At 70.0% G+C, this 18,379-nt stretch carries 14 protein-coding genes; all 14 read left to right on the top strand.

The features are described from left to right. Nucleotides 1-10: 10 nt before the first annotated feature. The 14 genes from AC5WS8_RS15475 (at nt 11) to recQ (ending at nt 18,007) form a co-directional block, all read left to right on the top strand. Entirely contained in the window at nt 11-565 is a 555-nt protein-coding gene (locus tag AC5WS8_RS15475) for a NuoB/complex I 20 kDa subunit family protein (protein WP_007383964.1), read from the top strand. Next, nucleotides 562-1,353: an NADH-quinone oxidoreductase subunit C gene (locus tag AC5WS8_RS15480; protein WP_496103966.1), complete on the top strand. Its 792-nt coding sequence runs from the start codon at nt 562-564 to the stop codon at nt 1,351-1,353. The genes AC5WS8_RS15475 and AC5WS8_RS15480 overlap by 4 nt, the downstream gene beginning before the upstream one ends. Next, nucleotides 1,350-2,681 carry an NADH-quinone oxidoreductase subunit D gene (locus AC5WS8_RS15485; RefSeq protein ID WP_496103967.1) on the top strand — a complete coding sequence of 444 codons (1,332 nt, stop codon included), beginning with the start codon at nt 1,350-1,352 and terminating at the stop codon, nt 2,679-2,681. Before AC5WS8_RS15480 ends, AC5WS8_RS15485 begins: the two co-directional genes overlap by 4 nt. Further along, nucleotides 2,678-3,553 carry an NADH-quinone oxidoreductase subunit NuoE gene (gene nuoE, locus AC5WS8_RS15490; protein ID WP_496103968.1) on the top strand — a complete coding sequence of 292 codons (876 nt, stop codon included), beginning with the start codon at nt 2,678-2,680 and terminating at the stop codon, nt 3,551-3,553. The genes AC5WS8_RS15485 and nuoE overlap by 4 nt, the downstream gene beginning before the upstream one ends. Further along, nucleotides 3,553-4,938, top strand: coding sequence for an NADH-quinone oxidoreductase subunit NuoF (nuoF, locus tag AC5WS8_RS15495; RefSeq protein WP_496103969.1), 1,386 nt, complete (start codon nt 3,553-3,555; stop codon nt 4,936-4,938). Before nuoE ends, nuoF begins: the two co-directional genes overlap by 1 nt. Further along, the gene (locus AC5WS8_RS15500; RefSeq protein WP_496103970.1) at nt 4,935-7,439 is read left to right on the top strand and encodes an NADH-quinone oxidoreductase subunit G; all 2,505 of its coding nucleotides are present in this window, start codon (nt 4,935-4,937) and stop codon (nt 7,437-7,439) included. Before nuoF ends, AC5WS8_RS15500 begins: the two co-directional genes overlap by 4 nt. Further along, a complete protein-coding gene (gene nuoH / locus AC5WS8_RS15505; protein WP_496103971.1) occupies nt 7,436-8,800 on the top strand; it encodes an NADH-quinone oxidoreductase subunit NuoH in 1,365 nt (454 codons plus the stop codon). The genes AC5WS8_RS15500 and nuoH overlap by 4 nt, the downstream gene beginning before the upstream one ends. Beyond that, on the top strand, nt 8,793-9,434 hold the full coding sequence (gene nuoI / locus AC5WS8_RS15510; RefSeq protein WP_496103972.1) for an NADH-quinone oxidoreductase subunit NuoI: 642 nt from the start codon (nt 8,793-8,795) through the stop codon (nt 9,432-9,434). The genes nuoH and nuoI overlap by 8 nt, the downstream gene beginning before the upstream one ends. Beyond that, nucleotides 9,431-10,270, top strand: a complete 840-nt coding sequence (locus AC5WS8_RS15515) for an NADH-quinone oxidoreductase subunit J (protein ID WP_496103973.1) — start codon at nt 9,431-9,433, stop codon at nt 10,268-10,270. The genes nuoI and AC5WS8_RS15515 overlap by 4 nt, the downstream gene beginning before the upstream one ends. Further along, on the top strand, nt 10,267-10,566 hold the full coding sequence (gene nuoK, locus AC5WS8_RS15520; RefSeq protein ID WP_496103974.1) for an NADH-quinone oxidoreductase subunit NuoK: 300 nt from the start codon (nt 10,267-10,269) through the stop codon (nt 10,564-10,566). The genes AC5WS8_RS15515 and nuoK overlap by 4 nt, the downstream gene beginning before the upstream one ends. A 15-nt stretch (nt 10,567-10,581) precedes the next feature. Beyond that, entirely contained in the window at nt 10,582-12,528 is a 1,947-nt protein-coding gene (nuoL, locus tag AC5WS8_RS15525; protein ID WP_496103975.1) for an NADH-quinone oxidoreductase subunit L, read from the top strand. 5 nt (nt 12,529-12,533) lie between these two features. Continuing rightward, nucleotides 12,534-14,105, top strand: a complete 1,572-nt coding sequence (locus tag AC5WS8_RS15530) for an NADH-quinone oxidoreductase subunit M (RefSeq protein ID WP_496103976.1) — start codon at nt 12,534-12,536, stop codon at nt 14,103-14,105. Continuing rightward, nucleotides 14,102-15,751, top strand: coding sequence for an NADH-quinone oxidoreductase subunit NuoN (nuoN, locus tag AC5WS8_RS15535; protein WP_496103977.1), 1,650 nt, complete (start codon nt 14,102-14,104; stop codon nt 15,749-15,751). Before AC5WS8_RS15530 ends, nuoN begins: the two co-directional genes overlap by 4 nt. A gap of 264 nt (nt 15,752-16,015) precedes the next feature. Then, nucleotides 16,016-18,007, top strand: a complete 1,992-nt coding sequence (gene recQ, locus AC5WS8_RS15540; protein WP_496103978.1) for a DNA helicase RecQ — start codon at nt 16,016-16,018, stop codon at nt 18,005-18,007. The last annotated feature ends 372 nt before the right edge of the window (nt 18,008-18,379 follow it).

Here is an 18,379-nt window from a genome sequence, read left to right on the forward strand (position 1 = left end):
GCCTTACGTCATGGGACTCGAAGAAAAACTGCCGAGCGGTTTCCTTCTGACCACCGTCGAGCAGGCCGCGGGGTGGGTGCGCAAGGCGTCGGTCTTCCCCGCCACCTTCGGCCTGGCCTGCTGCGCCATCGAGATGATGACCACCGGCGCCGGCCGCTACGACCTGGCGCGCTTCGGCATGGAGGTCTTCCGCGGCTCGCCCCGCCAGGCGGACCTCATGATCGTCGCGGGCCGGGTCAGCCAGAAGATGGCGCCGGTCCTGAGGCAGGTCTACGACCAGATGCCGAACCCCAAGTGGGTGATCTCGATGGGCGTGTGCGCCTCCTCGGGCGGCATGTTCAACAACTACGCGATCGTCCAGGGCGTCGACCACATCGTCCCCGTCGACATCTATCTGCCCGGCTGCCCGCCGCGGCCCGAGATGCTGATGGACGCGATCCTCAAGCTCCACCAGAAGATCCAGTCCTCCAAGCTCGGGGTGAACGCCGAGGAAGCGGCCCGCGAGGCGGAGGAAGCGGCGCTCAAGGCCCTGCCGACGATCGAGATGAAGGGGCTGCTGCGATGAGCGACGCGAACGGCAAGGGCGCGGGCGCGCAGCCGGGCGGCGTGAACGGCCACGGTGTGAACGGGGGCGGCGTCAACCCGGAGAAGGACCTCGGCGCCGCCAACCTCCCCGGCCGGCGGGGCGAGGGCGGCGAGGAGATCCGCGTCCAGCGCGGCATGTTCGGCGCCGACAACGGCGGCGACACCTCCGGCTACGGCGGCCTGGTCCGCTCCATCCGGCTCCCCGGTGCGGCCACCCGCCCCTACGGCGGCTGGTTCGACGAGGTCGCCGACGAGTTGGAGGGCGCCCTGGAGGAGCAGGGCCTCGTCCCCGGGAACGCCATCGAGAAGACCGTCGTCGACCGCGGCGAGCTGACCTTCCACATCGAACGCGAGTACCTTCTCGCCGTCGCCCAGACCCTCCGCGACGACCCGGCACTCCGCTTCGAGCTGTGCACGGGTGTGAGCGGAGTGCACTACCCCGGCGACAAGGGGCGCGAGCTGCACGCCGTCTACCACCTGCGCTCGATCACCCACAACCGGCTGATCCGCCTGGAGGTCAGCGCCCCCGACGCCGACCCGCACATCCCGTCGCTCGTCTCCGTCTATCCCACCAACGACTGGCACGAGCGCGAGACGTACGACTTCTTCGGCCTGATCTTCGACGGCCACCCGGCGCTGACGCGGATCATGATGCCGGACGACTGGCAGGGCCATCCGCAGCGCAAGGACTACCCCCTCGGCGGCATCCCCGTCGAGTACAAGGGCGCCCAGATCCCGGCTCCGGACCAGCGGAGGTCGTACTCATGAGCACGCACACCCCGTCCTCTGCCTCCGCCCGCGAGACCACCGAGGGCACCGTCTACACGGTCACCGGTGGCGACTGGGACGAGGTCGTCGAGTCCGCCTCCCGCGCCGACGACGAGCGCCTGATCGTCAACATGGGCCCGCAGCACCCCTCCACGCACGGCGTGCTGAGGCTCATCCTGGAGATCGAGGGCGAGACGGTCACCGAGGCCCGCTGCGGCATCGGCTACCTGCACACCGGCATCGAGAAGAACCTCGAGTACCGCACGTGGACGCAGGGCACCACGTTCGTGACGCGCATGGACTACCTGACGCCGTTCTTCAACGAGACGGCGTACTGCCTCGCGGTGGAGAAGCTCCTCGGCATCGAGGACCAGGTACCCGACCGCGCCACGATCATCCGGGTGCTCCTGATGGAGCTGAACCGGCTCTCCTCCCACCTGGTGTGCATCGCCACCGGAGGCATGGAGCTCGGCGCCACCACGATCATGATCTACGGCTTCCGCGACCGGGAGATGATCCTCGACATCTACGAGCTGATCACCGGCCTGCGGATGAACCACGCCTACGTCCGCCCCGGCGGACTCGCCCAGGACCTGCCGCCGGGTGCCGTGGACCAGATCCGCGAGTTCGTGAAGAAGATGAAGAAGAACCTCCCGGAGTACGACAAGCTCGCCACCGGGAACCCCATCTTCAAGGCCCGCATGCAGGACATCGGCTACCTGGACCTCGCCGGCTGCATGGCCCTCGGCGCCACGGGCCCGATCCTGCGCTCCGCCGGACTGCCGCACGACCTGCGCAAGGCACAGCCCTACTGCGGCTACGAGACGTACGACTTCGACGTCCCGACCGCCGGCACCTGCGACGCCTACGGCCGCTTCCTCGTCCGCCTGGAGGAGATGCGCCAGTCGATCAGGATCATCGAGCAGTGCCTGGACCGGCTGCAGCCCGGACCGGTCATGGTCGCCGACAAGAAGATCGCCTGGCCCGCCCAGCTCGCCCTGGGACCGGACGGACTCGGCAACTCCCTCGACCACATCAAGAAGATCATGGGCACCTCCATGGAGGCCCTGATCCACCACTTCAAGCTGGTGACCGAGGGCTTCCGCGTCCCCCCGGGACAGGTGTACGCGGCGGTCGAGTCACCCAAGGGCGAGCTCGGCGTGCACGTTGTCTCCGACGGCGGCACCCGCCCCCACCGGGTCCACTTCCGCGATCCGTCCTTCACCAACCTGCAGGCCATGGCGGCGATGTGCGAGGGCGGCCAGGTCGCCGACGTGATCGTCGCCGTCGCGTCCATCGACCCCGTGATGGGAGGCGTCGACCGGTGACCACCTCTTCTTCGGAGCGGGGCGTCAGCCTGGGCATGCCCGAACTGCCCGCCCCCGACTACCCGGACGACGTGCGGGCCCGGCTCGAGCGGGACGCGCACGAGATCATCGCCCGCTACCCGGACTCCCGGTCCGCCCTGCTGCCGATGCTGCACCTCGTGCAGTCGGAGGAAGGGCATGTCACGCGCACCGGGATGCGGTTCTGCGCGGACGTGCTGGGCCTGACCACGGCCGAGGTCACCGCGGTGGCCACCTTCTACACCATGTACCGGCGCAAGCCGTCCGGTGACTACCAGGTGGGCGTCTGCACCAACACCCTGTGCGCCGTCATGGGCGGCGACGCCATCTTCGAGGCGCTCCAGGAGCACCTGGGCGTCGGCAACGGCGAGACCACCGACGACCACAAGGTCACCCTGGAGCACATCGAGTGCAACGCGGCCTGCGACTACGCGCCGGTCGTGATGGTCAACTGGGAGTTCTTCGACAACCAGACCCCCGAGACCGCCCGGCGCCTCGTCGACGACCTGCGTGCGGGACGGCAGGTCGCACCCACCCGCGGCGCCCCTCTGTGCACCTTCAGGGAGACCGCCCGGATGCTGGCCGGCTTCCCCGACGAGCGGGACGGGGCCGTCGAGGCGACCGGCAGCGCGGGCCCGGCCTCGCTGGCAGGGCTGCGGCTGGCCAAGGGGGAGTCCGCCGCCGCGCGCGTGGTGCACCCGCGGGACGGCGGGCCGCAGGACGAGGCCGGGGACACGGCCGTGCACCAGCCGTCGCCGGCCGAGCACCTCAGCTCGCACGACGCACCGCAGGACACCTCGGCCTCCGACCCCGCGAACCCTGCAGGGCCCGTAGCCGACGAGGAGGGGCAGTGATGACCTTGGCACCCGAGAATGGGGGCACCGCCCGCCCGAGCGGATTCGAGGGTGGGGGAGAAAACAGCCCCGAGAAGCTGCTCGTCCCCGTGCTGTCGGCCTTCTGGGACGAGGAGGGGTCCTGGACGCTGGACGTCTACCGCAGGCACGACGGCTACGAGGGGCTCCGCAAGGCGCTCGCCATGTCGCCGGACGACGTGATCGCGTACGTCAAGGACTCCGGACTGCGCGGGCGCGGCGGCGCTGGATTCCCCACGGGAATGAAGTGGCAGTTCATTCCCCAGGGAGACGGCAAACCCCACTATCTGGTGGTCAACGCCGACGAATCGGAGCCCGGAACCTGCAAGGACATCCCGCTCCTCTTCGCGAACCCGCACAGCCTCATCGAGGGCATCGTCATCGCGTGTTACGCCATCAGGTCGTCGCATGCCTTCATCTATCTGCGGGGGGAAACCGTCCCCGTGCTGCGGCGGTTGCACGCGGCCGTCCGCGAGGCCTACGCGGCCGGCTACCTCGGCGAGAACATCCTCGGCAGCGGGCTCGATCTCGATGTCACCGTGCACGCGGGCGCGGGCGCGTACATCTGCGGTGAGGAGACCGCACTGCTCGACTCGCTCGAAGGCCGCCGTGGTCAACCGCGGCTCCGTCCCCCCTTCCCTGCGATCGCGGGCCTCTACGCGTGCCCGACTGTGGTGAACAACGTCGAGTCGATCGCGTCGGTTCCCGCGATTTTCACCCGGGGCAAGGAATGGTTCCGGTCGATGGGCAGCGACAAGTCGCCCGGCTTCACGCTGTACTCGCTCAGCGGCCACGTCGCCGGCCCCGGCCAGTACGAGGCCCCGCTCGGCATCACGCTGCGGCAGCTCCTCGACATGAGCGGCGGCATGCGGCCGGGCCACCGGCTGAAGTTCTGGACGCCGGGCGGCTCCTCCACGCCGATGTTCACCGAGGAGCACCTCGACGTCCCGCTGGACTACGAGAACGTGGGCGCCGCCGGATCCATGCTCGGCACCAAGGCCCTGCAGTGCTTCGACGAGACGACGTGCGTGGTGCGGGCCGTCACCCGCTGGACCGAGTTCTACGCGCACGAGTCGTGCGGCAAGTGCACGCCCTGCCGTGAAGGCACGTACTGGCTCGTGCAGTTGCTGCGGGACATCGAGGCGGGCAAGGGCGTCATGTCCGACCTGGACAAGCTCGCCGACATCGCCGACAACATCAACGGCAAGTCCTTCTGCGCCCTCGGCGACGGCGCCGCCTCGCCGATCTTCTCCTCCCTCAAGTACTTCCGCGAGGAGTACGAGGACCACATCACGGGCCGGGGCTGCCCCTTCGACCCGGCCAAGTCCACGGCCTGGGCGGACAAGCCCGCGGAGGTGACCGCATGACCGTGACCACCAACGCTCCCGCAGGCGGGGGAGAGGCGGCGGTCCCGCCGGAGGACCTCGTCACGCTGACGATCGACGGCGTGGAGCTCAGCGTGCCCAAGGGCACCCTGGTCATCCGTGCCGCCGAACAACTCGGCATCGAGATCCCCCGCTTCTGCGACCACCCCCTCCTCGACCCGGCCGGTGCCTGCCGCCAGTGCATCGTCGAGGTCGAGGGCCAGCGCAAGCCCATGGCGTCCTGCACGATCACGTGCACGGACGGGATGGTGGTGAAGACGCACCTCACCTCCGCCGTCGCGGAGAAGGCCCAGAAGGGTGTGATGGAGCTCCTGCTCATCAACCACCCGCTGGACTGCCCGGTCTGCGACAAGGGCGGCGAGTGCCCACTGCAGAACCAGGCGATGTCGCACGGCAACGCCGAGTCCCGCTTCGACGGGAGGAAGCGCACCTACGAGAAGCCGGTCCCCGTCTCCACGCAGGTGCTGCTCGACCGTGAGCGGTGCGTGCTGTGCGCCCGCTGCACCCGGTTCTCCAACCAGATCGCGGGCGACCCGATGATCGAGCTGCTGGAGCGGGGCGCGCTGCAGCAGGTCGGCACCGGCGAGGGCGACCCCTTCGAGTCGTACTTCTCCGGGAACACGATCCAGATCTGCCCGGTGGGCGCGCTCACCTCGGCGGCGTACCGCTTCCGCTCCCGCCCCTTCGACCTGGTGTCCTCACCCTCGGTCTGCGAGCACTGCTCCGGCGGCTGCGCGACCCGCACCGACCACCGGCGCGGCAAGGTCATGCGGCGCCTGGCCGCCCACGACCCCGAGGTCAACGAGGAGTGGATCTGCGACAAGGGGCGGTTCGCGTTCCGTTACGCGCAGCTGAAGGACCGGCTCGATGTGCCGCTGGTGCGGCGCGAGAGCGGTGAACTGGAGCCCGCGTCCTGGCCCGAGGCGCTCGACATCGCCGCCCGGGGGCTGCTCGCCGCGCGGGGCCGGGCCGGGGTACTGACCGGTGGCCGGCTCACCGTGGAGGACGTCTACGCGTACAGCAAGTTCGCGCGCGTGGCGCTCGACACCAACGACATCGACTTCCGCGTGCGCGTGCACAGCGGCGAGGAGGCCGACTTCCTGGCCGCCCGGATCGCCGGACGCGGCCGCGACCTCGACGGTACGGGGGTCACGTACACCTCGTTGGAGAAGGCGCCCGCCGTCCTCCTCGCCGGGTTCGAGTCGGAGGAGGAGGCACCCGGCGTCTTCCTGCGGCTGCGCAAGGCCTGGCGCAAGCACGGGCAGCAGGTGTTCGCCCTCGCCACCCACGCCACCCGGGGCCTTGAGAAGGCCGGCGGCACGCTGCTGCCGGCCGCGCCCGGCACCGAGACCGAGTGGCTGGACGCGCTGGCCGGACGGGTCGGCCTGGAGGAGGACGGCGTACGCGCCGCGGAGGCGCTGCGCACCGAGGGCGCCGTGATCGTCGTAGGGGAACGCCTCGCCGCCGTGGCGGGCGGCCTCACCGCCGCGGTGCGCACCGCGGCCGCCACCGGGGCCAAACTGGCGTGGATTCCGCGCCGGGCCGGGGAGCGCGGCGCGGTAGAGGCGGGGGCGCTGCCGTCGCTGCTGCCGGGCGGGCGTCCGGCCACCGACCCGCGCGCACGGGAGGAGGTCGCCGCCGCCTGGGGCGTCGCCGAGCTCCCGCACCGCTACGGCCGGGACACGGGCCAGATCGTCGAGGCCGCGGCCACCGGCGAACTGCGCGCCCTGCTGGTGGCCGGCGTCGAGATCGCCGACCTGCCCGATCCGGCACGCGCGCGTGAAGCCCTCTGTGAGGTGGACTTCCTGGTCTCCCTGGAACTGCGTCCCAGCGAGGTCACCGAGCGTGCGGACGTCGTGCTGCCGGTCGCCGCGGTCGCCGAGAAGGCCGGCACCTTCCTCAACTGGGAGGGCAGGGCCCGCTTCTTCGAGGCCTCCCTCAAGCCCGACCAGATGACCCGCCCGCTGATGCCGACCGACGCCCGCGTGCTGCAGATGCTCGCCGACGCGATGGACGTGCACCTCGGGCTGCCCGATCTGCGCACCGTGCGCGTGGAGCTGGACCGGCTCGGCGCCTGGGACGGTCCGCGGGCCGCCAACCCTCTGGAGATCGGCGGACAGCTGCCGCGCCCGGCCGCCGGGGAGGCCGTGCTCGCCGGCCACCGGCTGCTGCTCGACCAGGGCCGCCTCCAGGACGGCGACGAGGCGCTGGCCGGCACCCGGCACGCGGCACGCGCGCGTGTGTCCGCCGCCACCGCCGCCGAGGCGGGCATCGGGGACGGCGAGCCGCTGGCCGTCACCGGTCCGTCCGGAACCGTCGAACTCCCGCTGCAGATCACCGAGATGCCCGACCGGGTGGTCTGGCTCCCGATGAACTCCACGGGCGGCGGCGTTCCCTCCGACACCGGGGCACAGCCCGGCACCCTCGTCCGCATCGGACCGGCGACGCCCGCCGCCGAAGCCCCCAAGGAGGTGGAGGCATGAGCCGGTACCTCGCCGCTGAAGACCTCTCCATGTTCGGCCACGACCCCTGGTGGCTGGTCGTCGTCAAGGCGGTGTTCTGCTTCGCCTTCCTGATGGTGACCGTGCTGTTCTCCATCGTCTGGGAGCGCAAGGTCGTCGCCTGGATGCAGCTGCGCATCGGCCCCAACCGGCACGGCCCCTGGGGCATGCTCCAGTCGCTCGCCGACGGCGTGAAGCTGATGCTCAAGGAAGACCTCGTCGTCAAGCGCGCGGACAAGGTGGTCTACGTCCTCGCGCCGATCGTCGCGGCCATCCCGGCCTTCATGGCGATCGCGGTGATCCCCTTCGGGCCCGCCGGCAACGAGATCTCGATCTTCGGGCACCGCACCACGATGCAGCTCACCGACCTGCCGATCGCGATGCTCTACATCCTCGCGGTCGCCTCGGTCGGGATCTACGGCATCGTGCTGGCGGGCTGGAGCTCCGGCTCCACCTATCCGCTCCTCGGCGGTCTGCGCTCCTGCGCGCAGATGATCTCCTACGAGATCGCCATGGGCGCCGCCTTCGCCTCCGTGTTCCTCTACTCGGGGTCGATGTCGACGTCGAGGATCGTCGAGGCGCAGCACGACCGCTGGTACATCCTGCTGCTGCCGGTCTCCTTCATCATCTACATCGTCACGATGGTCGGTGAGACCAACCGCGCCCCCTTCGACATGCCGGAGTCCGAGGGCGACCTGGTCGGCGGCTTCAACACCGAGTACTCGTCGATCAAGTTCGCGATGTTCATGCTCGCCGAGTACGTGAACATGGTGACGGTCTCGGCCGTGTCCACCACGCTCTTCCTGGGCGGCTGGCGCGCCCCCTGGCCGATCAGCACCTTCTGGGAGGGCGCGAACCACGGCTGGTGGCCGCTGCTCTGGTTCGTCATCAAGGTCCAGCTGCTGCTGTTCTTCTTCATCTGGCTGCGCGGCACGCTCCCGCGCGTCCGCTACGACCAGCTGATGAAGCTCGGCTGGAAGGTCCTCATCCCGGTCTCCGTGGTCTGGCTGATGCTGGTCGCCACCGTACGGGCGCTGCGTAACGAGAACTATGGTTTCAGTGATATCGCCCTTTATGTCGCGGGTGGAGTGCTCACGCTGCTCCTGCTGTCGTTCGTGATCGACATGTTCCGCGCGAAGGCCGAGGAGGCCGAGCGGCCCGTGGAGAAACCCACCGCCTTCGACCCGATGGCGGGCGGATTCCCCGTGCCGCCGCTGCCGGGACAGACGCTGCCGCCGGTGCCGAGGCGCCGCCCGCGCCGGGAGCGTGAGCTGATTGTCAGTGGTGGGCCGGACACTGTCAGTGACGGATCTACGGATGGAAAGGAGGCGTCCGATGGCTGACGAGCCCAAGGACACCAAGCCGGGTTTCCAGAACCCGGTGGCCGGCTTCGGCGTGACCTTCAAGGCCATGTTCAAGAAGCGGCTCACCGAGCAGTACCCGGAGCAGAAGAAGACCACGGCTCCGCGGTTCCACGGCCGGCACCAGCTCAACCGCCATCCGGACGGCCTGGAGAAGTGCGTCGGCTGCGAACTGTGCGCCTGGGCCTGCCCCGCCGACGCGATCTACGTCGAGGGCGCCGACAACACGGACGAGGAGCGCTACTCCCCGGGCGAGCGGTACGGGAGGGTGTACCAGATCAACTACGCCCGCTGCATCCTGTGCGGCCTGTGCATCGAGGCGTGCCCCACACGCGCGCTCACGATGACCAACGAGTTCGAGCTGGCCGACTCCAGCCGCGCCGACCTCATCTACACCAAGGAGCAACTGCTCGCCGGTCTCGAAGAGGGCATGGTCGACACCCCCCACGCCATCTACCCGGGGACGGACGAACAGGACTACTACCGGGGCCTGGTGACTCAGGCCGCGCCCGGCACGGTGCGCCAGGTCGCCGTCTCCAAGGGCGAGGCCCCGCAGGAGGCCGTCTCCACCTTCGGCGAGGGTGAGCCGGCGTCGAAGAAGGTGATCGGCGGATGACTGATCTCGCGGCCTACTCCACCTCCACCGGAGAGGCCTTCCAGTTCTGGGTCCTCGGCACCGTCGCGGTGCTCGGCGCCCTCGGCACCGTCTTCATGAAGAAGTCCGTGCACAGCGCGCTGTGCCTCGCGGGCACCATGATCGTCCTGGCGGTGTTCTACCTCGCCAACGGCGCCTACTTCCTCGGGATCGTGCAGATCGTCGTCTACACCGGCGCGATCATGATGCTGTTCCTGTTCGTGGTGATGCTGGTCGGCGTCACGGCGGCGGACTCCCTGAAGGAGACCATCAAGGGGCAGCGCTGGCTGGCCCTCCTGTGCGGACTCGGCTTCGGCATCCTGCTGCTCGCGGGGATCGCCAACGCGTCCCTGAAGGACTTCGCCGGCACCGGCAAGGCGAACGCCAACGGCAACGTGGAGGGCCTGGCGGCCCTCATCTTCACCAGATACGTGTTCGCCTTCGAAATCACCGGCGCCCTGCTCATCACGGCCGCCGTCGGCGCCATGGTGCTCACCCACCGCGAGCGCACCGAGCGCGCCCGCACCCAGCGGGAACTGTCCGAGCAGCGCGTACGAGAGGGCCGGCACGTTCCGCCGCTGCCGGCCCCCGGCGTCTACGCCCGGCACAACGCGGTCGACATCGCGGGCCTCCTGCCGGACGGCACGCCCTCCGAGCTGACCGTCAACAAGACGCTGCGCGCCCGTGGTCAGATCCGCGACGTGTCCGACAGGGCGATCAGCGATCTGAAGGCGCTGGAGCAGCACACCGCCGAGCGCCTGGAGCGCACCGAGGAGAAGCGGCCGGCGCTCAAGCGGACCGAGGAGGCGTCGAAGTGAACCCGGTCAACTACCTGTATCTCGCGGCCCTGTTGTTCACAATCGGCGCCACCGGCGTGCTGATCCGGCGGAACGCGATCGTGGTGTTCATGTGCATCGAGCTGATGCTCAACGCGTGCAACCTCGCGTTCGTCACCTTCTCCCGGATGCACGGCAATCTCGACGGCCAGATCATCGCCTTCTTCATGATGGTCGTCGCCGCCGCGGAGGTCGTCGTCGGGCTCGCGATCATCGTGTCGCTGTTCCGTACCCGCCACTCGGCCTCGGTCGACGACGCCAGCCTGATGAAGCTGTAAGGGGTCGGGAGAATCGTGGAGAACCTGATTGCGCTGCTGATCGCGGCGCCCCTGCTCGGAGCGGCCGTCCTGCTGTGCGGCGGCAGAAGGCTGGACGCCGTCGGCCACTGGCTCGGCACGGTGCTCGCCGCCGCCTCCTTCGTGTTCGGTGCCGTCCTCCTCACCGACATGCTGGGGAAGGCCGCCGATCACCGGACCGTCACCCAGCACCTGTTCAGCTGGGTGCCGGTGGCCGGTTTCCAGGCCGACGTCACCTTCCGGCTCGACCAGCTCTCGATGACGTTCGTCCTGCTGATCACCGGCGTCGGCTCGCTCATCCACCTGTACTCGGTCGGGTACATGGAGCACGACGAGCGCCGGCGCCGCTTCTTCGGCTATCTCAACCTGTTCCTCGCGGCGATGCTGCTGCTCGTCCTCGCCGACAACTACCTGCTGCTGTACGTCGGCTGGGAGGGCGTCGGTCTCGCCTCCTACCTGCTGATCGGCTTCTGGCAGCACAAGCCCAGCGCGGCGACCGCGGCGAAGAAGGCGTTCCTCGTCAACCGCGTCGGCGACATGGGCCTGTCCATCGCCATCATGCTGATGTTCACGACGTTCGGGACCTTCGCCTTCGGACCGGTCTTCGGCCACGTCGGGGACACGTCCGAGGGCAAGCTCACCGCCATCGCACTGATGCTGCTGCTCGCCGCGTGCGGCAAGTCCGCCCAGGTGCCGCTGCAGTCCTGGCTCGGCGACGCCATGGAGGGCCCGACCCCTGTCTCGGCCCTGATCCACGCCGCCACCATGGTGACCGCGGGCGTGTACCTGATCGTCCGCTCCGGGGCCGTCTTCAACGCGGCGCCCGACGCCCGGTTGGCCGTCACCGTCGTCGGCGCCGTCACGCTCCTGTTCGGTGCGATCGTCGGTTGCGCGAAGGACGACATCAAGAAGGCGCTGGCCGGCTCGACGATGTCGCAGATCGGCTACATGGTGCTGGCGGCGGGCCTCGGCCCCGTCGGCTACGTCTTCGCGATCATGCACCTGGTGACGCACGGCTTCTTCAAGGCCGGGCTGTTCCTCGGCGCCGGCTCGGTCATGCACGGCATGAACGACGAGGTCGACATGCGCCGCTACGGCGGCCTCAGGAAGTACATGCCGATCACGTTCATCACCTTCGGCCTCGGCTACCTGGCGATCATCGGCTTCCCGGGCCTGTCCGGCTTCTTCTCCAAGGACAAGATCATCGAGGCGGCGTTCGCGAAGGGCGGCACCGAGGGCTGGATCCTCGGCGGCGCGGCCCTGCTGGGCGCGGCCATCACGGCGTTCTACATGACGCGCGTGATGCTGATGACGTTCTTCGGCGAGGAGCGCTGGCGCCACGCCCCGACCCCGTCCCCCGCCGAACCGAGCGTGGAGCCCGCCGCCGAGACCCGGGGCGAGCACGCCGAGCCGCATCCGCACGAGTCGCCGGGGGTCATGACGATCCCGATGATCGTGCTGGCGGTCGGATCGGTTTTCGGCGGTGCGTTCTTCAGCATCGGCGACCGCTTCCTGCACTGGCTGGAGCCGGTCACCGGGTACAGCGAGGGCCACTCGCCGGTCAGTGCCCTGACGATCACCGCGTCGACCATGGTGTGCCTGGTCATCGGTGTGGCCATCGCCTGGGTGCAGTACGGCCGCAGGCCCGTCCCGGCCGTCGCCCCGCGCGGCTCCCTGCTCACCCGGGCCGCCCGGCGCGACCTGCTCCAGGACGACTTCAACCACGTCGTCCTCGTCCGCGGCGGAGAGCACCTCACGCGCTCCCTGGTGTACGTGGACCACACCCTGGTCGACGGCGTCGTCAACGGCACGGCGGCCTCGGTCGGCGGCCTGTCCGCACGGCTGCGCCGCCTGCAGAACGGCTACGCACGGTCGTACGCGGTCTCGATGTTCGGCGGTGCGGCGGTGCTCGTCGCCCTGACCCTGCTGATGAGGGCGGTCTGATAGCGATGTCCTTTCCCCTGCTGACAGCGACGGCGGTGCTCCCGGCCGTGGGGGCGATCGCCACGGCAGCCGTACCGGCCGCACAGCGCACCGCCGCCAAGTGGCTCGCACTGGTCGTCTCGCTCGCCACGCTCGCGCTCGCCGCCGTGATCGGGTTCCGTTTCGATCCGGGCGGTGCCCGCTACCAGTTCACCGAGTCCCAGCCGTGGATCAAGGACTTCGGGGTGCGCTACGAGCTGGGCGTGGACGGCATCGCGGTGGCGCTCATCGCGCTCACCGCGCTGCTGATCCCGTTCGTGATCCTGGCGGGCTGGCACGACGCCGACCCGCTGGAGACCGGAAGCCGGCGCTGGCGGCCGACACAGGGCTTCTTCGCCCTGATCCTGGCCGTCGAGGCGATGGTGATCATCTCGTTCGAGGCCACCGACGTCTTCCTCTTCTACATCTTCTTCGAAGCCATGCTCATCCCGATGTACTTCCTCATCGGCGGCTTCGGGGACCGCGCCCACGAGCAGGGCGAGAAGGCGGCGTCCACGCAGCGGTCGTACGCCGCCGTGAAGTTCCTCCTCTACAACCTGGCCGGCGGCCTGATCATGCTGGCCGCGGTGATCGGCCTGTATGTGCAGGCGGGCAACTTCTCGCTCCCGGACATCGTGCAGGCGCGGGCGAACGGCTCGCTGCACATGGCGACCGGCACCGAGCGCTGGCTCTTCCTCGGCTTCTTCTTCGCCTTCGCGGTGAAGGCGCCGCTGTGGCCGCTGCACACCTGGCTGCCCAACGCCATGGGGGAGGCCACCGCCCCGGTCGCCGTGCTGATCACGGCGGTCGTCGACAAGGTGGGCACGTTCGCGATGCTGCGCTTCTGCCTCCAGCTGTTCCCTGAGGCCAGCAAGTGGGCGACACCGGTCATCCTCGTCCTGGCCCTGATCAGCATCCTCTACGGGGCGCTGCTCGCGGTCGGCCAGCGCGACATCAAACGGCTGGTGGCCTACGCGTCGATCTCGCACTTCGGCTTCATCATCATGGGCATCTTCGCGATGACCAGCCAGGGTCAGTCCGGTGCGACGCTGTACATGGTCAACCACGGCATCTCGACGGCCGCCTGGATGCTGGTGGCGGGCTTCCTCATCTCGCGCCGCGGCTCGCGTCTGATCGCGGGCTACGGAGGCGTGCAGAAGGTCGCACCGGTGCTCGCCGGCACCTTCCTGATCGGCGGCCTGGCGACGCTGTCCCTGCCGGGTCTCGCGCCGTTCGTCAGTGAGTTCCTCGTCCTCGTCGGCACCTTCACCCGCCATCCGGCGATCGGCGTCATCGCCACCTTCGGCATCGTCCTCGCCGCGCTGTACACCCTCGTCCTGTACCAGCGGACGATGACGGGCCCGGTGAAGGCGGAGGTCGCCGAGATGCCCGACCTGCGGGTCCGCGAACTCGTGGTGGTCGTCCCGCTGATCGCGCTGCTGATCTTCCTGGGTGTCTACCCGAAGCCGGTCACCGACCTGGTCAACCCGGCGGTCCAGCACACCATGTCCGACGTACACCAGACCGATCCCAAGCCCGAGGTGGAGGCGGCCAAGTGAGCGCAGCAGCCGTCCACAGCCTGTGGACAACCGCGGCCGACCCGATCGCAAAGATCCAGGCGCCGAAGATCGAATACGGACAGTTGTCGCCGACGCTGATCGTCATCGGTGCGGCGCTCCTCGGAGTGCTGATCGAGGCGTTCGTGCCGCGCAGGTCCCGTTACTTCTCGCAGGTGTTCGTGTCCGTCGTCGCACTCGTCGCCGCGTTCTCCGCGGTGGTGGGGCTCGCGGCCCACGGATACGGCACCACCAAGGCCCATATCGCGGCGATGGGCGCACTCGCCGTCGACGGACCGTCCCTGTTCCTGCAGGGGACGATCCTGCTGGCCGGCCTGCTCGGCGTGTTCACCTTCGCCGAGCGGCGTCTCGACCCCGAGGCGCACGGCAACCGGGCCGACTCCTTCGCCGCCCAGGCCGCGTCCGTGCCGGGCAGCGAGAGCGAGAAGGCCGCCGTGAAGGCGGGCTTCACGACGACGGAGGCGTTCCCGCTGCTGCTGTTCGCGGTCGGCGGCATGCTGGTCTTCCCCTCGGCGAACGACCTGCTGACCCTCTTCGTCGCCCTGGAGGTCTTCTCGCTGCCGCTGTACCTGCTGTGCGCGCTGGCCCGGCGCAAGCGCCTCATGTCGCAGGAGGCGGCGGTCAAGTACTTCCTGCTCGGCGCCTTCGCCTCCGCGTTCACGCTGTTCGGCATCGCCCTGCTGTACGGCTACGCGGGCTCCGTGTCGTACGCGAGGATCGCGCAGGTCGTCGACGGCACGGTCACGAACGTCGACCCGGCGCTCGCCAACACCATGGGCAACGACGCGCTGCTGCTGGTCGGCGCCGCGATGGTCGTGATGGGCCTGCTGTTCAAGGTGGCGGCGGTGCCGTTCCACATGTGGACGCCGGACGTGTACCAGGGTGCGCCGACACCGGTGACCGGTTTCATGGCGGCGGCGACCAAGGTGGCGGCGTTCGGCGCGCTGCTGCGGCTGCTGTACGTGGTGCTGCCGGGCATGCGCTGGGACTGGCGGCCGGTGATGTGGGCGATCGCGATCGTCACCATGCTGGGCGGTGCGATCGTGGCGATCACGCAGACCGACATCAAGCGGATGCTGGCGTACTCGTCCGTCGCGCACGCCGGATTCATCCTCGCGGGTGTCATCGCGACGACCCGTGACGGCGTGTCCTCGGTCTTGTTCTACCTGGCCGCGTACTCCTTCGTGACGATCGGCGCCTTCGCGGTCGTCACCCTGGTCCGCGACGCGGGCGGCGAGGCGACGCACCTGTCCAAGTGGGCCGGACTCGGGCGCAGGTCCCCACTGGTGGCGGCCGTGTTCGCGGTGTTCCTGCTGGCCTTCGCGGGCATCCCGCTGACCTCCGGCTTCGCCGGGAAGTTCGCCGTGTTCAAGGCGGCGGCGGAGGGCGGGGCGATCCCGCTGGTCGTGATCGGTGTGATCTCGTCGGCGATCGCGGCGTTCTTCTACATCCGGGTGATCGTGCTGATGTTCTTCAGCGAGCCGCGCCCGGAGGGCCCGACGGTGGCGGTCCCGTCCCCGCTGACGATGGCGGCGATCGGCCTCGGCGTGGCGGTCACGGTGGCCCTGGGCGTGGCACCGCAGTACTTCCTGGACCTGGCGAGCCAGGCGGGCGTGTTCGTGCGCTGAGGCGCCCGCACCCGCACGCGACGGCCCGGCACCCGCTCGGGGGGTGCCGGGCCGCGCGCTGCTCAGGGCCACTGCTTGTCGGCGTGGCGCGTCTTGATCTGGGTGAGGTCCCGTCGATCCGGGTGAGGTCCAGGTCGACGGGGAACGGAAGGTCCGTCTTCGTCCGCTCGCGGAAGATCCCCACCTGTGGACAACTCCAGGGCTGTCGGCACGGACCCCTATCGTGGACGCAGTGGTCGAAGGACGACTGACGGGGGACGGGCGATGGACGGGACGGCTGTGATGACCGAGGCGGTCGCGCGGGCGGTGGACGGTGGGGACGAGACTCTGGCCACGCTGCACCGGGTCTTCGGATTCGAGGCCTTCCGCGGCGAGCAGGAAGCGGTCGTCGAGCATGTGGTGGCCGGCGGTGACGCCGTCGTGCTCATGCCGACCGGCGGCGGCAAGTCGCTCTGCTACCAGATCCCGGCCCTGGTCAGACCCGGCACAGGAGTCGTCGTCTCCCCGCTCATCGCCCTCATGCAGGACCAGGTGGACGCCCTGCGGGCGCTCGGCGTGCGCGCCGGGTTCGTCAACTCCACGCAGGACTTCGACGAGCGGCGCGTGATGGAGGCGCAGTTCCTGGCCGGCGAGCTGGACCTGCTCTACCTGGCGCCGGAGCGGCTGCGCCTGGAGTCCACGCTGGCCCTCCTCTCCCGGGGCAAGATCTCGGTCTTCGCGATCGACGAGGCGCACTGCGTGTCCCAGTGGGGCCATGACTTCCGCCCCGACTACCTGGCGCTGTCCCTGCTCGGCGAGCGCTGGCCGGACGTCCCGCGGATCGCTCTCACGGCGACCGCCACGCATGCCACGCACCAGGAGATCACCCAGCGGCTGAACATGCCGCGGGCCCGCCACTTCGTGGCCAGCTTCGACCGGCCCAACATCCAGTACCGGATCGTGCCGAAGGCCGACCCCAAGAAGCAGCTGCTCGCCTTCCTGCGCGAGGAGCACGCCGGCGACGCCGGCATCGTCTACTGCCTCTCACGGAACTCGGTGGAGAAGACGGCCGAGTTCCTCACCCGCAACGGGATCGAGGCGGTGCCGTACCACGCGGGCCTGGACGCGGGCACCCGCGCCGCCCACCAGTCCCGCTTCCTCCGGGAGGACGGCCTGGTCGTGGTGGCCACCATCGCCTTCGGGATGGGCATCGACAAGCCGGACGTGCGGTTCGTCGCGCACCTGGATCTGCCGAAGTCGGTCGAGGGCTACTACCAGGAGACGGGCCGCGCGGGCCGCGACGGACTCCCGTCCACGGCCTGGATGGCCTACGGACTGAACGACGTCATACAGCAGCGCAAGCTGATCCAGTCCGGTGAGGGCGACGAGGTGTTCCGCCGCCGGGCCCAGGCGCACCTGGACGCGATGCTGGCGCTGTGCGAGACCGTCCGGTGCCGCCGTGGCCAGCTGCTCGCCTACTTCGGCCAGGACCCGCAGCCGGGTGGTTGCGGCAACTGCGACACATGCCTGGAGCCTCCGGACACCTGGGACGGGACGATCGCGGCGCAGAAGGTGCTGTCCGCGGTCTGGCGGCTGGACCGGGAGCGGCGGCAGAAGTTCGGCGCCGTGCAGATCGTCGACATCCTGCTGGGGCGGCGCACCGCCAAGGTCATCCAGTTCGACCACGACCAGCTGTCCGTGTTCGGCATCGGCGAGGAACTGACCGAGGGCGAATGGCGGGGCGTCATCCGCCAGTTGCTGGCGCAGGGGCTGCTCGCGGTCGAGGGCGAGTACGGGACGCTGGTGCTGACCGAGGCCAGCGGGGCGGTGCTGCGGCGGGAGTGCGAGGTTCCGCTGCGCAAGGAGCAGAAGAAGCCCGAGGCGGCTCCCCGGTCGTCGTCGCCGTCCGCCCGGTCCGACCGCAAGCCGAAGGCCGCCGTCGCGGAGCTGCCCCCCGAGCTGGCCCCCGCCTTCGAGGCGCTGCGCACCTGGCGTGCCGAACAGGCCCGGGAGCAGGGCGTCCCGGCGTACGTCATCTTCCACGACGCCACGCTGCGCGAGATCGCCGCCGTCTGGCCCACGTCGATGGCCCAGCTCGGCGGTATCAGCGGAATCGGTGAGAAGAAGCTGGCCACCTACGGCGAGGGGGCGCTCGCAGTGCTCGCCTCGCTGGAGCAGGCACCGAACACGCCGCAGGCCGCGGGGCCCGGCGACGATCCGGAGCCGGAGGACTGGCCCGGGACGCCCGACGAGCCGGAGCCGGACGACTGGATATGAGCCGCCCGGCGGGGCCCACAGCGCACGGGCCGCGTACACCCTGACGTCCGCGTCCGAGTCCGCCGTGGCCGTGGCGACGCCGCCCGGGCGTCGGCGGCGCCGCTGTGCCGGGTCAGCGCCCGGACGGCCGCCTCGCCTCCGGGACGTCCGCGTCGAGGTCGGCCAGGGCCTTGGCGAGGGCGGGGACGGCCACCCCGAGGCCGGCGGCGAGCGCGGCGGCGGCCCCCGGCGCGGACCTGCCGGGGCGGTCGGCCGGGGCGGGTCGGTCAGGGCGGGTCGGCCGGGGCGTGGGCGGCGAGCGGTGGCGGGAGCCGGCGGTGGCCGGCGCTCCGTAGACGGCGGCACGGACCAGGGCGTCCGGGTCGCCGGTGA

Source organism: Streptomyces sp. PTL18, from assembly GCF_059510295.1.

What these genes read in the sequence shown, in the direction of transcription:
- AC5WS8_RS15500 (WP_496103970.1), top strand. Translation starts at nt 4,935, where the DNA reads ATGACCGTGACCACCAACGCTCCCGCAGGCGGGGGAGAGGCGGCGGTC.
- AC5WS8_RS15530 (WP_496103976.1), top strand. Translation starts at nt 12,534, where the DNA reads ATGTCCTTTCCCCTGCTGACAGCGACGGCGGTGCTCCCGGCCGTGGGG.
- nuoH (WP_496103971.1), top strand. Translation starts at nt 7,436, where the DNA reads ATGAGCCGGTACCTCGCCGCTGAAGACCTCTCCATGTTCGGCCACGAC.
- AC5WS8_RS15480 (WP_496103966.1), top strand. Translation starts at nt 562, where the DNA reads ATGAGCGACGCGAACGGCAAGGGCGCGGGCGCGCAGCCGGGCGGCGTG.
- AC5WS8_RS15485 (WP_496103967.1), top strand. Translation starts at nt 1,350, where the DNA reads ATGAGCACGCACACCCCGTCCTCTGCCTCCGCCCGCGAGACCACCGAG.
- recQ (WP_496103978.1), top strand. Translation starts at nt 16,016, where the DNA reads ATGGACGGGACGGCTGTGATGACCGAGGCGGTCGCGCGGGCGGTGGAC.
- nuoI (WP_496103972.1), top strand. Translation starts at nt 8,793, where the DNA reads ATGGCTGACGAGCCCAAGGACACCAAGCCGGGTTTCCAGAACCCGGTG.
- AC5WS8_RS15515 (WP_496103973.1), top strand. Translation starts at nt 9,431, where the DNA reads ATGACTGATCTCGCGGCCTACTCCACCTCCACCGGAGAGGCCTTCCAG.
- nuoF (WP_496103969.1), top strand. Translation starts at nt 3,553, where the DNA reads ATGACCTTGGCACCCGAGAATGGGGGCACCGCCCGCCCGAGCGGATTC.
- AC5WS8_RS15475 (WP_007383964.1), top strand. Translation starts at nt 11, where the DNA reads ATGGGACTCGAAGAAAAACTGCCGAGCGGTTTCCTTCTGACCACCGTC.